Annotated in this window: 15 protein-coding genes; 12 read left to right on the top strand and 3 right to left on the bottom strand. The window is 65.8% G+C overall.

What is annotated here, in order from left to right:
- Positions 1–12 precede the first annotated feature (12 nt).
- The 3 genes from AC4D1W_RS04710 to AC4D1W_RS04700 all read left to right on the top strand — a co-directional run bounded on the left by AC4D1W_RS04710 (position 13) and on the right by AC4D1W_RS04700 (position 3,594).
- Positions 13–309, top strand: coding sequence for a DUF3039 domain-containing protein (locus AC4D1W_RS04710; RefSeq protein ID WP_490889139.1), 297 nt, complete (start codon positions 13–15; stop codon positions 307–309).
- A 64-nt stretch (positions 310–373) separates the two neighbouring features.
- A complete protein-coding gene (locus tag AC4D1W_RS04705) occupies positions 374–1,819 on the top strand; it encodes an MFS transporter (RefSeq protein ID WP_490897975.1) in 1,446 nt (481 codons plus the stop codon).
- Entirely contained in the window at positions 1,816–3,594 is a 1,779-nt protein-coding gene (locus AC4D1W_RS04700; protein WP_490889136.1) for a DEAD/DEAH box helicase, read from the top strand. The genes AC4D1W_RS04705 and AC4D1W_RS04700 overlap by 4 nt, the downstream gene beginning before the upstream one ends.
- Before the next feature lie 36 nt (positions 3,595–3,630).
- Here the strand turns inward: AC4D1W_RS04700 and AC4D1W_RS04695 are convergent, their stop codons facing one another.
- Positions 3,631–4,254, bottom strand: coding sequence for an isochorismatase family protein (locus AC4D1W_RS04695; RefSeq protein WP_490897974.1), 624 nt, complete (start codon positions 4,252–4,254; stop codon positions 3,631–3,633).
- Positions 4,251–5,582, bottom strand: coding sequence for a nicotinate phosphoribosyltransferase (locus tag AC4D1W_RS04690; protein WP_490897973.1), 1,332 nt, complete (start codon positions 5,580–5,582; stop codon positions 4,251–4,253). The genes AC4D1W_RS04695 and AC4D1W_RS04690 overlap by 4 nt, the downstream gene beginning before the upstream one ends.
- Before the next feature lie 109 nt (positions 5,583–5,691).
- Between AC4D1W_RS04690 and clpS the strand changes: the two genes are divergently transcribed.
- The 9 genes from clpS to AC4D1W_RS04645 all read left to right on the top strand — a co-directional run bounded on the left by clpS (position 5,692) and on the right by AC4D1W_RS04645 (position 12,383).
- A complete protein-coding gene (gene clpS, locus AC4D1W_RS04685) occupies positions 5,692–5,997 on the top strand; it encodes an ATP-dependent Clp protease adapter ClpS (protein ID WP_490889132.1) in 306 nt (101 codons plus the stop codon).
- 9 nt (positions 5,998–6,006) lie between these two features.
- Positions 6,007–6,573 carry a DUF2017 domain-containing protein gene (locus AC4D1W_RS04680; protein WP_490897972.1) on the top strand — a complete coding sequence of 189 codons (567 nt, stop codon included), beginning with the start codon at positions 6,007–6,009 and terminating at the stop codon, positions 6,571–6,573.
- A 105-nt stretch (positions 6,574–6,678) separates the two neighbouring features.
- Positions 6,679–7,629, top strand: a complete 951-nt coding sequence (murI, locus tag AC4D1W_RS04675; RefSeq protein WP_490897971.1) for a glutamate racemase — start codon at positions 6,679–6,681, stop codon at positions 7,627–7,629.
- Positions 7,626–8,417 (top strand): MBL fold metallo-hydrolase, encoded by a 792-nt coding sequence (locus AC4D1W_RS04670; protein ID WP_490889126.1) that lies wholly within the window; start codon positions 7,626–7,628, stop codon positions 8,415–8,417. Before murI ends, AC4D1W_RS04670 begins: the two co-directional genes overlap by 4 nt.
- A 103-nt stretch (positions 8,418–8,520) precedes the next feature.
- Positions 8,521–9,285 carry a ribonuclease PH gene (rph, locus tag AC4D1W_RS04665; protein ID WP_490898219.1) on the top strand — a complete coding sequence of 255 codons (765 nt, stop codon included), beginning with the start codon at positions 8,521–8,523 and terminating at the stop codon, positions 9,283–9,285.
- Positions 9,278–9,913 (top strand): RdgB/HAM1 family non-canonical purine NTP pyrophosphatase, encoded by a 636-nt coding sequence (rdgB, locus tag AC4D1W_RS04660; protein WP_490889123.1) that lies wholly within the window; start codon positions 9,278–9,280, stop codon positions 9,911–9,913. Before rph ends, rdgB begins: the two co-directional genes overlap by 8 nt.
- An 86-nt stretch (positions 9,914–9,999) precedes the next feature.
- On the top strand, positions 10,000–10,659 hold the full coding sequence (locus tag AC4D1W_RS04655; protein ID WP_490897970.1) for a DedA family protein: 660 nt from the start codon (positions 10,000–10,002) through the stop codon (positions 10,657–10,659).
- Positions 10,656–11,306 carry a GNAT family N-acetyltransferase gene (locus tag AC4D1W_RS04650; protein ID WP_490889119.1) on the top strand — a complete coding sequence of 217 codons (651 nt, stop codon included), beginning with the start codon at positions 10,656–10,658 and terminating at the stop codon, positions 11,304–11,306. Before AC4D1W_RS04655 ends, AC4D1W_RS04650 begins: the two co-directional genes overlap by 4 nt.
- A gap of 87 nt (positions 11,307–11,393) precedes the next feature.
- A complete protein-coding gene (locus AC4D1W_RS04645) occupies positions 11,394–12,383 on the top strand; it encodes a 3'-5' exonuclease (RefSeq protein ID WP_490889117.1) in 990 nt (329 codons plus the stop codon).
- Positions 12,384–12,391: 8 nt separating this feature from the next.
- Here AC4D1W_RS04645 and AC4D1W_RS04640 read toward each other — a convergent pair whose 3' ends face one another.
- On the bottom strand, positions 12,392–13,342 hold the full coding sequence (locus AC4D1W_RS04640; protein ID WP_490897969.1) for an ADP-ribosylglycohydrolase family protein: 951 nt from the start codon (positions 13,340–13,342) through the stop codon (positions 12,392–12,394).
- Positions 13,343–13,504: the final 162 nt, after the last annotated feature.

Below are 13,504 nucleotides of genomic sequence, written 5' to 3'. Positions count from 1 at the left end.
TAGGATGGAGCAATGAGCACGCCAGCAGACCCATTTGATGACAGCCCCCACGGAGCACCCGGCGATTCCGGCACATCCACGGCTACGATCGAGCGCGAGGAACTGCGCGAGGAGATCGAGCCCGGTGACAGGGATCGGTTCGCCCACTACGTGCGCAAAGAGAAGATCATGGAGTCGGCGCTGTCCGGAGAGCCTGTAATCGCTCTGTGCGGCAAGGTCTGGACGCCCGGCAGGGATCCGGAGAAATTCCCGGTCTGCCCAACGTGCAAGGAAATCTACAACTCCATGCGTCCCGGGGACAAGTCCTAGGAAAGTTGATTGGCACGTCCGCCGGGCCCGGCCTGGCGGACGTTCGCATGTTCGTGAGGAAGCCATGTCACAACCAGAGGCTTTGCGTGGCGGGGAGATGTCCTCTCTGCGGCCGCTGACGGTCGGGGTCATCGCCATCATCACCTGCGCCGCCTTCGAGGCCATGGCGGTGGTGACGGCAATGCCGTCGGTGGCAGCGGAACTGGACGGTGTATCCAGTTATGGCTTGGCTTTCTCCATGTACCTGACCGCTTCGCTGCTCGGCAGCGTTCTCGGCGGGATCTGGTGCGATCGGCGTGGACCGCGCCCGGCACTTGCCGCCGGCCTGGGTCTCATGGTTGCCGGCCTCGCGGTATCCGGAAGCGCTCCGGCCTTCTGGATCATGACATCCGGACGCGCTGTGTCCGGACTCGGCGGCGGCTTCATGATTGTCGCCGTCTACGTGATCATCGCGAGGGCGTACCCCCAGCGTATGCAGCCCGTGGTGTTCGGCTGGCTTGCCGCCGCATGGGTGGTGCCCTCGCTGATCGGGCCGTACGTTTCCGGCGTGCTGGCCGAACAGGCGAGCTGGCGCTGGGTCTTCCTGGGCGTAGCTCCCGTGGTTGTTGCGGCGTTCCTGCTGGTCTGGCCGCGTACACGGGGCCTGAAGGTTTCCGGTGCGCGTGAGCCGCTCGACGCGGCGGCGCGCAGGAACGCAGCGACCGGCGTACTGCTGGCGGCTGGCGTCTTCGCAGCCCAGTTCGCTCTAACGCAAATCGCTACGGGCGGTTTTGCCGACACGGTACGGGCCTGGCTCCTGGTGGCGTTCGGAGTGGCCGGGTTTGCTGCCGCTGCTGTCGCCTTCCCCCGGCTTCTGCCTCCCGGGACAGTGCGCCTGGCGCCGGGGCTCCCCAGCGTCATTGCCACTCGCGGCCTTCTGACGGTCGCTTTCTTCGGTGCGGAAGCCTTCGTGCCCCTGATGCTGGTCTCCGCCCGCGGTCTGAGCGCATCAACAGCGGGCCTCGCCCTGAGTGCTGCCGCGATCGGTTGGAGCGCAGGTTCATTCGTCCAGGCCCGGGTGAGCTTCCGCCGTCAATGGCTGCTGGTCATCGGCTCATCCCTGTTGGCTCTATGCATCGGTGGCCTTGCCCTCGCCGCAGCGGCTGAGGTTCCATTCTGGGTTCTCGTGCTCGTGTGGAGTGCTGCCGGCTTCGCCATGGGACTGACCCTCTCCAGCACGTCGGTGCTCGTCCTCAAGTTGTCACCCCCGAGCGAGCAGGGCCGCAATTCGGCCGCGCTGCAACTCTCGGACCAGCTCGGCGGGGTCATCGGAACCGCCGGTGCCGGTGGCATGTTCGCCCTCCTGCGGGACCCGGATGCACCCGGGCAGGTACCCGTCTTTGTTGCAATCTGGCTGGCTCTGTGCGTCTTCGCGGTAGTCGGTATAGTGGCCGGGTTGAGGGCTGCCCGGGGCGACCGGGAACCCCTCCCAGTAACGACCGACACACGAAAGGTGCCGTCCCAAGAGTGAGCAACAATGCACTGTTCGGCGCCGGTCCGGCTCTTCCTCCCGCGTACCCGGAACGAGCCGCCTGGGGTACCGCACCCAAGCTTCGGCAGTGGCAGGAAGAGGCGCTCGCGAAGTACTTCGCCAACTCTCCCCAGGATTTCCTGGCGGTAGCAACGCCTGGTGCCGGTAAGACCACCTTCGCGCTGCGGGTCGCTACGGAACTGGTGGACCGGCGGATCGTCAACCGCATCGTCGTCGTTGCTCCCACGGACCACCTCAAGCGACAGTGGTCCGACGCCGCCGCCAAGGTCGGGCTGTCGATTGATCCGAACTTCCGCAATGCCGACGGTCGTCACGGCGAGGGCTTCATCGGCGTCGCCGTGACCTACGCGCAGGTGGCCAGCAAACCGATGCTGCACCGGGCGAAGACCGAAGCAGCAAAGACATTGGTGATCCTCGACGAGATCCACCACGGCGGTGATGCACTGTCCTGGGGCGATGGCATCCGCGAAGCCTTCGAACCCGCAACCCGCCGGCTCGCCCTCACCGGAACCCCGTTCCGCTCTGACACGGCAGCCATCCCGTTCGTTGAGTACGTGGAAGATGCAGACGGCATCCGGCGTTCGCGCTCGGATTACACCTACGGTTACGGCGAAGCACTCCGGGACCACGTAGTCCGTCCGGTGATGTTCATGGCCTACTCCGGCCAGATGCGCTGGCGGACAAGCGCGGGGGAGGAGATGGCGGCTTCCCTCGGCGAGGCGGCCGTCACCAAGGACATCACCGCGCAGGCGTGGCGGACCGCCCTGAACCCGAACGGCGAATGGATTCCGGCAGTACTTGCGGCGGCCGACCGGCGCCTCACCGAGGTCCGGCGCGCAGTCCCGGACGCGGGCGGCCTGGTGATCGCCACCGACCACGAGGATGCACGGGCCTATGCAGGGCAGCTGAAGAAGATCACGGGTGAATCACCCACGGTCATCCTGTCCGATGACGCCAAGGCATCGGGAAAGATCGAGGAATTCTCCGCGGGCGAGGCGCGCTGGATGGTCGCCGTCCGCATGGTGTCCGAGGGCGTGGACGTTCCGCGCCTGGCAGTTGGCGTGTATGCCACATCAACTGCCACGCCGCTGTTCTTCGCGCAGGCCGTAGGACGGTTTGTGCGTGCACGACGGCGGGGGGAGACGGCGTCGGTCTTCCTGCCTTCGGTACCGAACCTCATGGCGCTGGCAAACCAGCTGGAAGTGGAGCGGGACCACGCGCTCGACCGGCCGGAGAACAACGAGGACGGCTTCGCGCCCGAAGAAGCGCTGATGGAGGCCGCGAACCGTGAGGAGAAGGCCTCCGGTGAGCTGATGAAGCAGAAGTTCGAGGCGCTCGAGTCCCAGGCCTCCTTTGACCGCGTGCTGTTCGACGGCGGTGAGTTCGGCACGGGCGGCGAAATGGGCAGCGAGGAGGAGCTGGACTTCCTTGGAATCCCCGGTCTGCTTGATGCCGATCAGGTGGGCGCTCTGCTGCGGCAGCGCCAGCAGGAGCAGCAATCACGACGACGGCGCCCGGTTGCCGCACATGAACCGGTGGCTCCTGAGGTGGTTGATCACCGCCAGCTCACGGAACTGCGTGGACAGCTCGCCAAGAACGTATCGGCTTGGTCTGCCCGTTCCGGGATGCCGCACGGTGTCGTACACACCGAGCTGCGCAAGGCGTGCGGCGGTCCGGCCGTGGCACAGGCGAACGAGGAGCAGCTCCGGCGGCGGCTGAAGAAGCTCCAGGACTGGTTCATCGGGCGCACCTGACCCGCCCCTTCCGCTACGTCCGCGGCCGAGTGCGGGTCAGTCGATGAGTTCGACGCCGGCGTCTTCGAGTTCGGCGAGAACTTCACTGAGGCGTTCGGGGTGAACGGGACGGATGTAGTCGACGAGGAGCCGCGTGGTGTATCCGGCGCCCACCGCATCCAGGGCCGTGGCCCGCACGCAGTAGTCGGCCGCCAGGCCGGTGACCGCCACTTCATCCACCTCGTGGTCGCGCAGCCAGTCGTCGAGCGAGACGGCATCGTCGGCTGTGACCGCAACGGCCGCGCCCAGTTTCTGGTCACCGGTGGGCACCTGGTCCTCGGGGGCAAGAACGCCCTCGAAGCCGGAATACGCCGCCTCGTACTGCCCCTTCCGAAAGACGGCGTCGAGCCCCTCGGTGTCCAGATTCGGGTGGAACTGGGCGCCGGGCTGGTCCGCCACACAGTGCACCGGCCACGAATCCACAAAATCCGGCTGGTCGGAGAAGTGGGAACCCGGGTCGATATGCCAGTCCTGGGTGGCGACGATGTAGTCGTAGTGGTCGCCCTGGGCGTCTATGTAATCGCTGAGATCCTGAGCCACACCGGCACCGCCGGCGACCGCCAGGGATCCGCCCTCGCAAAAATCGTTCTGTAAGTCGACGATAATTAGTGCGCGTGTCATGCGGACTCCTCGTACTCGGTGGGTATAGCGGGCTCCCCTCGTTGGAGCCGCATTACGGAGCTTGGCAGCTCCGCCATGGACACCCGGTGGCGTTCGACGGCGCGCTGTACGCCCTCCCGGCCGGTCCACCCGGGCAGCACCTCGCCGTCTGCCACGAACTGCTGCAGCAGCGGACGGTCGTTGCCGTCGTCGTACGGATTATTGCCGATCCCGACCACTTCGGCGACCGCCGTGCCGGACTCGTTGAGGCGCCGCAGCGCGTATTTGCGGCCTCCCACGGAGGCCTTGTTCTTGGCGACCTTCGCCACCGAGACGAAAGTGCCGTCGTCGTCCGTCCGGCTGACCAGTTTGTAAACCATGCCGGCGGTGGGCGCTCCTGAGCCCGTGACGAGGGAGGTGCCGACGCCGTAGGAGTCCACCGGAGCGGACGCGAGCAGGCCGATGGCGTACTCATCAAGGTCGGAGGTGACCACAATGCGCGTCTGGTGGTTGCCCAGGTCGTCGAGCAGCTGCCGGACCCAGCGGGCCTGTTCAACGAGGTCGCCGGAGTCAAGGCGCACCGCTCCTAGATCCGGCCCTCCGGCGGCGACAGCGTTGCGGACGCCCTGCTCGACATCGTAGGTATCGACAAGGAGCGAAGTGCCCTTCCCGAGGGCGGCGACCTGCGCGGCGAAGGCCTCGGGCTCGGAATCGTGGAGCAGCGTGAAGGAATGCGCTGCCGTGCCGACGGTCCGCAGGCCGTAGCGGCGTCCTGCCTCGAGGTTGGAGGTGCTGGCGAAGCCGCCGATGATGGCTGCACGCGCGGACGCCACGGCTGATTCCTCCTGCGTCCGCCGGGAACCCATCTCGATGCACGGGCGGGTTCCGGCAGCCCCTGTCATGCGGGATGCTGCGGAGGCTATGGCGCTGTCATGGTTCAGGACGGAGAGCAGGTACGTCTCGAGGATGCACGCCTCCGCAAACGAGCCCTCCACGATGAGGATGGGAGAGGAGGGGAAGTAGGCTTCGCCCTCGGCGTACCCCCAGATGCTGCCGGTGAAGCGGAAGTCCGCGAGCCAGCCGAGCGTGGCGTCATCGACAACCCCAGCCGCTGACAGCGCGTCCAGCTGCGGTTGCTCGAAGCGGAAATGCTTCAGGCCCTCAAGCAGGCGCCCGGTTCCCGCCACGATGCCGTAGCGGCGCCCCTCCGGCAGGCGCCGGGTGAAGACCTCGAACACGGACTTACGGTGCGCGGCTCCCGAATGAAGGGAAGCCTGCAGCATGGTCAGCTCATAGTGGTCCGTGTAGAGCGCGGAATTGGGGTGCTGCCAGGTTTTATGGGGGCTCACACCAAAACTCTAGCCCCGCGTTTGCTGTGTGAGTACCGGCAGGGTGTGCAGAAGGGCCCGCGCCGGGGGTCGCGCAGTGGCATCCGCCCGCCAACCTACAATGGGGACCATGAGTGTTGGCGTTGTTCCCGAAACCCACCAGACTGAGGCGACGGAAGAAGACTCGCTGACCAGTACCGATGTGCCGTGGGTTGTGATCGTGTGGAATGACCCGGTCAACCTGATGAGCTATGTGACGTACGTCTTCCAGACCTACTTCGGCTACAGCGAGGCTAAAGCTCGCACCCTCATGCTTGAGGTTCATGAGCTGGGCAGGTCGGTTGTCTCCACCGGTTCCCGGGAACAGGCGGAGCGGGACACCGTTGCAATGCACTCGTACGGCCTGTGGGCTACTTTCCAGACAGCGGACGCATAGGGAGCGGCAGTGGCCAGGGCATTCAGGAGAACGCGGCGGGGTATCACCGGTGACTTCGAACCGGGCGAGTTGAAGTTGCTGCGACGGCTGTTCGCCGACGTCGTGCAGTTGCTCGAACCGGAGAAGCGGGAGAACGAGGATCCCCTGGTGGCATTGGTAGGCCTCGATATGGAAGCAGTGAAGCCTGAGGACAGCGCGGTGATCCGCCTGCTGCCGGACGCTGTGAAGAACGACGACGACGGCGCGCTCGAATTCCGCCGCCTTACCGAGCGCTCGCTGCGGGAAGAGAAAGTCAGTGTCCTGCGCGGGGCGGCGTTGTTGCTTGAGAACACCCGGGTGGTTATGAACCCGGACCAGGCGCAGGTGTTGGCCCGCGCGCTCAATGACGTGCGGCTGGTTCTGGCTGACCGCCTGAAGATCGAAACCGACGACGACGCCGCGCGGCTGCACGAGATTGCGAACCTTGAGGACGCGGATGATCTTGAGTCCTATCTCGCCCTGGTCTACAACTTCGTCACCTGGGTGCAGGAGGGGCTGATGCAAGCTCTACTTGCGACTGTAGAGCCCGCCGAATGACCGTCCGGTGACGGTCGCGTGCCCCGCCCGCGGGGAAACACTGTGATTAAGGACACGCCCCATCTCTTCGCCAACCGGAGCGGCGCGTCCTATTCTCAAGAGATCATGAGTTCTGACCCTGCCGACTCTGAGGCTGCCGAGATGGCCGCACTGAGGTCCACCGAAGCACCCATCGGCATCTTCGACTCAGGCGTCGGAGGTCTCACCGTCGCCCGGGCAGTCATCGACCAGCTACCCCGCGAATCGGTGCTCTACGTCGGAGATACCGCCCACGCCCCGTACGGCCCGCTCCCCATCGCCGAGGTGAGGGCGTACGCGCTCGGCGTGATGGACGAACTGGTCGATTCCGGCGTTAAACTGCTGGTCATCGCCTGCAACTCGGCGTCCGCTGCCGTGCTGCGGGATGCCCGCGAGCGCTACACCGCCCGGTATGGGATTCCGGTCATCGAGGTGATCCAGCCGGCAGTCCGGCGCGCGGTGGCCTCCACGCGCACCGGCCGGGTGGGTGTCATTGGAACCAGTGCCACCGTCGGCTCCCGCGCCTACGAGGACACATTCGCCGCGGCCCCGCACCTGGAGATTTTCTCCGCGGCCTGTCCGGATTTCGTTGACTACGTGGAAGCCGGCGTCACTGCAGGTTCCGAGGTTCTGGAAACAGCAGCCCGCTACCTGCGGCCGCTGCAGGAGGCCGACGTCGACACGCTGGTTCTCGGATGCACCCACTATCCGCTCCTGACGGGGGTGATTTCGTACGTCATGGGCGATTCCGTAACGCTTGTCTCCAGTGCGGAGGAAACTGCCAAGGACGTCTACCGCGCACTCGTGTCCCATAACCTCCTGCGCACCGGCTCCGGCCAGCCTCAACATCACTTCGTCGCCACCGGGAACGCAGCGCGATTCGAGGAGCTTGCACGGCGCTTTCTTGGTCCGGAAGTCCTCAGCGTGGAACACGTTGACCATGTATCGGCCCAATACCCGACGGGGAGCATGGCCCGCATCACTCCGGAGATGATTGCCACCGCCCGCGCAGATGCCGGCGGGAGCCGCCGCGTATGAAGCTGACCATCGTCGGATGCAGTGGATCTTTCCCCGGCCCGCATTCGCCTGCCTCCTGCTATCTCGTGACGGTGCAGGAGGACGGCAAGACATGGCGGATCCTGCTTGACCTCGGCAATGGGTCGCTGGGCGCGCTGCAGCGCTACATGGACCTGCGGGACATTGATGCCGTCCTGCTGACCCACCTGCATCCCGATCACTGCATGGACCTGTGCGGCTTACACGTGGCAGTCCACTGGGACCCGGAGGGCTGGAACCAGCCGCGGATCCCCGTGTGGGGGCCCGCCGGCACTGCAGACCGGATGGCCACCGCCTACGGGCTGGACCTGGAACCCGGGATGCACGAGGACTTCGAGTTCCACGCCTGGTCACCGCGGACGGCCGTGCAGGTAGGGCCCTTCAGCATTACGCCCTATCCCGTCCTTCATCCGGTCGAGGAGGCATACGCGCTGCGCGTCGAAGTGGCCGACCCCGGCGTTCCGGGCGGAAAACGGGTCTTAACCTACTCGGGCGACACTGACGCGTGCGACGGTCTCATCGAGGCGGCAGCCGATTCAAGTATTTTCCTCTGCGAAGCCGCTTTCCACGAAGGCAGGGACGACGCCGTCCGCGGCGTCCACCTGACGGGGAAACGGGCCGGCGACGTCGCATCCGCCGCCGCGTCGCGGCGGTTGCTGCTTACCCACCTCCCTGTCTGGAATGACGCGGTCCGGACCATGGAAGAGGCGCGGAGCAGCTACTCGGGGGATGTCGCAGTCGCCGTTGCCGGGGTCTCCTACTCGGTATGACGGCGGGACCGGTCCGCACCTGCGTAAATCGCTCACACAGAACGGCCTCTGGCAGACTGGACCCATGACTTCCCCTTCCTCTCCCGGGTCCGTTTCTGCATCCATGTCTCCATCCGCTTCCGAAAATGGAGTTGTCCGGGCAGACGGCAGGGCGCCGGACCAGCTCAGAAACATCAGCATCACGCGCGGCTGGTCCAACCAGGCCGAAGGGTCCGCGCTGATCGAGTTCGGCAACACGCGGGTGCTGTGCACTGCTTCGCTGACCACCGGTGTTCCCCGGTGGCTGAAGGGCGAGGGCAAGGGCTGGGTGACGGCCGAGTACGCCATGCTTCCCCGTGCCACCAACACCCGCTCAGACCGTGAGTCGGTGAAGGGCCGAATCGGTGGGCGTACCCATGAAATCTCACGCCTGATCGGCCGGTCCCTCCGATCGATCATTGATACCCGTGCGCTGGGGGAGAACACCATCGTCCTGGACTGCGACGTACTGCAGGCCGACGGCGGCACCCGTACCGCCGCGATCACCGGCGCGTATGTGGCGCTCGCCGAGGCGATCCGGTACGCCAAGGAACACGGGATCATTCCGCAGTCCTCCCGTCCATTGACCGATACGGTCGCCGCGGTGAGCGTCGGCATCATCGATGGTGTGCCGATGCTGGACCTGCCCTACGTCGAAGACGTCCGCGCGGAAACTGACATGAACGTCGTCGTGACGGGAAGCGGAAGCTTCGTCGAGGTTCAGGGGACCGCCGAGGGCGCTCCGTTCGACCGGGACGAACTGGACGCCCTGCTTGACCTCGCCCTGCTGGGAACGTCACAACTCGCACAGATCCAGCGCGAGACGCTCGGGGAAGCCGCCGGTGCCTGAGCACGCCGGGTCTGCACCGGCACGGCTGGTTCTCGCAACCCGCAATGCGGGCAAGCTGCGTGAACTCCGCGCCCTGCTGCGGGACCGGGTTCCCGGGCTCGACGTCGACACCCAGGTGATCGATGCCGTCACGGCGGGTGCTCCCGACGTGGTGGAGAGCGGGACAACCTTTGAGGAAAACGCGCTCCTCAAAGCACGCGCAGTGGCGGAAGCCACGGGCATCCCCGCGGTGGCCGATGACTCCGGCCTTGCCGTCGACGTGCTCGGGGGAGCTCCCGGCATCTTCTCGGCCCGGTGGGCCGGGAGGCACGGTGATGATGCCGCGAACCTGCACCTGCTGCTCAGCCAGCTCGCCGACATTCCGGCGGATCGGCGGGCGGCCAGGTTCGTGTGCGCCGCAGCGTTGGCAGTTCCTGACGGTGCCGACGTCGTGACCCGGGGCGAACTGGGGGGAACGTTGCTCAACGAGCCGCGCGGAGACGGCGGTTTCGGATATGATCCGGCGCTCCAGCCTGACGGCCTGAACCGCAGCTGTGCCGAACTGACCCCCGAAGAGAAAAACGCCATCAGCCACCGGGCCAAGGCATTTGCCGCATTGCTGCCGTCGATCATCGAGGTCCTGCGCTGACCGTATCGTCCTGGGCCGGCGTTTCAACTGCCGTTCCAGCGTGCACAGTTCGATAGGGCAAACTTGATCGGGATATGAGGACTTTCGTGAGCTACCTGCCCCTGCAGACCGGGAATGAATCCGCCCTCGGAGGTGTCGCCGACTGGGCGGTCACCATGATGGAGACGATCGGCGCGCCCGGCGCGGGCCTTGCCATCGCTCTCGAGAATCTCTTCCCGCCCCTTCCGAGCGAGGTCATCCTCCCGCTGGCAGGATTCACCGCCAGCCGGGGAGATTTCACCCTGTTTGAGGCGTTGTTCTGGACCACAACCGGATCCGTCGTGGGGGCCTACCTGCTGTACATGCTGGGCGTGCTCCTTGGCCGGAACCGCATGCGCCGGCTGGTAGGCAAGGTGCCGCTGGTCGATCTTGAGGACGTTGACAGCGTGGAGGCATGGTTCAACCGCCACGGCTACAAGGCCGTGTTCTTCGGGCGCATGGTGCCGATCTTCCGCAGCCTGGTCTCCATTCCTGCCGGCATCGAACGAATGCCGGTCTGGACATTCCTCGGCCTGACCCTCGCGGGGAGCCTCATCTGGAACTCCATCTTCGTATTGGCTGGCTTTTACCTGGGCGAGAACTGGCACCTTGTGGAGCAGTATGCGGACATCTTCCAGAAGCTGGTGATTGCCGCCGTCGTGCTTCTGCTGGCGTTCTTTGTCATCAGCAAGGTGCGGAAGGTGCGGCGCAAGCGCGAAGCGTCATGATGCTGCCCACCGACGTGTGGCCGCTCTTCGGGCTCGAGCTTCGAACTCCGAGGTTGTCGCTGACACCCATCCGCGATGAGCAGTTGCCCGAGCTCGTCGATGCGGCGCTGGCCGGGATCCATGACCCGGCAGTCATGCCGTTCAGCGTGCCGTGGACGGACGCTCCCCGCGACGTCCTGATCCGCGAAACCGCCAAACACCAGTGGCGTCAGCGCTGTTCCCTCGAACGGGATCACTGGACCATAAATCTCGCCGTGAGCTTCGAAGGGTGCGTGGTTGGCATGCAGGACATCTCCGCCCGTGATTTCTCTGTCCTGCGCACAGTCCACAGCGGTTCCTGGCTCACACAGTCCGTGCAGGGACGCGGCATCGGCAGGGAGATGCGGGCGGCAATGCTCCTGTTTGCGTTCGACCACCTCGGTGCCGCCACTGCTCTGTCAGAAGCCGCCGAATGGAACAGCGCCTCGCTTGGGGTTTCCCGCGCGTTGGGTTACGAAGCGAACGGCGTGTCCGAGGTGGTTGCCCGCCCAGGTGAGGTGACTAAGCAAGTGCATATGCGTCTCGAGGCAGACCTGTTCCGACGGCCGGACTGGGCGCTGGAGGTGGATGGCGTGGAACGGATCCTGCCATCTCTCGGAGCGCAGTAGAGCGCCGAGGGGCTGCAGCGCGCAGTAGCGTCCGCCACGCGGAGCCGGTTCCGGGGTTGGAGACCTACTACCCGATAACGTGATCAGGTGGCAATTGAGTTTACGGCGATCGACTTCGAGACTGCCAATGGGTTTCGAGGCTCGCCCTGCGCCGTAGGGCTCACGAAGGTACGTGACGGCCGCATCGTCGAGGAAGCACAGTGGCTGATGCGTCCGCCCGCGGGCCACGATCACTTCGATTCGCGCAACGTCGCCATTCACGGAATCACAGCCGACATGGTGGCGCACCACCCACGCTTCGGTGAGCTCTTTCCGGAGATAGGCGCCTTCATCGGGAACGACGTCGTGGTTGCGCACAACGCCGCCTTCGATATGGGGGTTATCCGCTCGGCGCTCGAGGTGTCCAACCGCGCGGGTCCTGCGTATGACTACGCCTGCACGGTTCTACTGTCACGGCGCAGCTACTTCCTTGTCTCCTACTCGCTGCCCTATGTCGCGGAGGCCGCCGGCGTGCCGCTGGTGAACCATCACGACGCCGTCGAGGACGCCCGCGCCTGCGCCGGAATTCTGGTGGATATAGCACGCCGCGCGGAAGCGGCGACGATCGATGAACTGGTGTCAGGGCACCGCCTCAAACTGTCTCGTCTGGAAGCCTACGAGCCTGGAGTGTCTGAGCTTTCGAAGGCAACCCGGACCGCTCTGGACCGCGGGCCTGCCTCAGGCTGGGCAGGGTGGCCGGACGAAGGGAATAACCCGGAGCCGAACCCGGGCGCGGACCCGACGCACCCTCTGTATGGACAGACCGTCGTTTTCACCGGCGATCTGGGCATCCCGCGGCCCCAGGCGAAACAGCGTGCTGCGGTGCTGGGCGCCCAGCCTGCGAGCACGGTGACACGAAGCACCACGGTGCTGGTGGTGGGCAATGGCTTCGTTGCCGCAGACCTGCGCAGCGGTCGCGTGACGGGAAAGGCCCGGCGGGTAATGGAACTGCACAGCCGGGGACAGAACATCGAGGTACTCTCCGAAGCGGAATTCCTGCAGATGACCGGCGGGCGCTGGCCCGTCACCAGCCAGTAGCGCTACTCTCAGGCGCCCATCGCCGCGGCGAAGCGAACAGCCACTTCCTCGACGACGCCGGCTCCTTCCAGCTGCTCGCATGCAGCGGGAGGGAGAGAATCGCGGCCGTGTAAAGCCCCGGCAATCGCACCGGCAACAGCACCGACAGCGCGTGCTGCCGGTCCGTCCTGATCCGCCGCTGCGGCGAGCAGCGCGCGCATGGAAACAGCGCCGTCGTCATCCGCGGTGGCAAGGACCAGCCGGATCCCCGCACACAGAACGCCCGCTGCATCCTCTCCCGTGACAGGCGAGGATGCGGTCAGTGCCTGCAGCTGTTCGGACAGGGGCGTCGCTCTCAACGTTGCTGCATGCTCCGCCGCCGCACTCACCGCTTCAGTCAGCGAATGGTTGTTCACAACGATCACGTGAATCAGCCCGGCGAAGACGGCAGCGGACATCTGCGCGTTCGGATTGCCGTGGGTGATAGCTGCGGCGTCAAGTGAAAGCTTCTCGATCATCGCGGGCGGCACATTGGCAACCAGTCCGAAAGGCGCGGAGCGCTGCAGGGCGCCGGGACCGTCGTCGTCGCGTTCGAGCGGGCGCTGGCGGCTGCCCATGTCGCCGCTCCTGAGCGCGCGGAGGGTGGCAGCGTCGGGTGACCGGCGGCGGTGGAGCACCTCCTGCCTGTCGATCCAGCGGGCGGGAGGAGCGGGAGCTGACGATGGCGGCGTCTCACCCTGGGCGCCGAGCCAGCGGAGATAGGCGAGCCAGAGGCAGGCGGCCTCGTCGGCCGCGACGCCGTCGTTGGCCCACTCGAGCACCTCGGTCATGCCATCAACCGTATAAAGCGTGAGCTGCGTGGCGTCGGCGAACGTGGAAGCATCGGGTGATCCTGCGGCTGCTTCACCGAGCGCGCAGCCCAGGAGGGAACCGGTGATCTTATTGCGGAGTGTGGTGGAGGAGCCTGCAGAATGAGTCACCCCGCCAGTGTAGGCAGTCGATGCACGGGGCTCACTACCGGCGCCGCTTCGGGACGAACGACGACTACGCCGGTAGCCGGTAATCGAGATCACCTGCCCGGTTGGCACCTCGTTCCACGGTGCCGCGGCGTTGCCCTCCGGAACTGTCGGAGGTGGCCGGTA

Source organism: Arthrobacter sp. TJ-170 (assembly GCF_058269305.1).
Note: the sequence above shows the minus strand (reverse complement) of the source record. Positions and strands in the feature narration are given on the sequence as shown.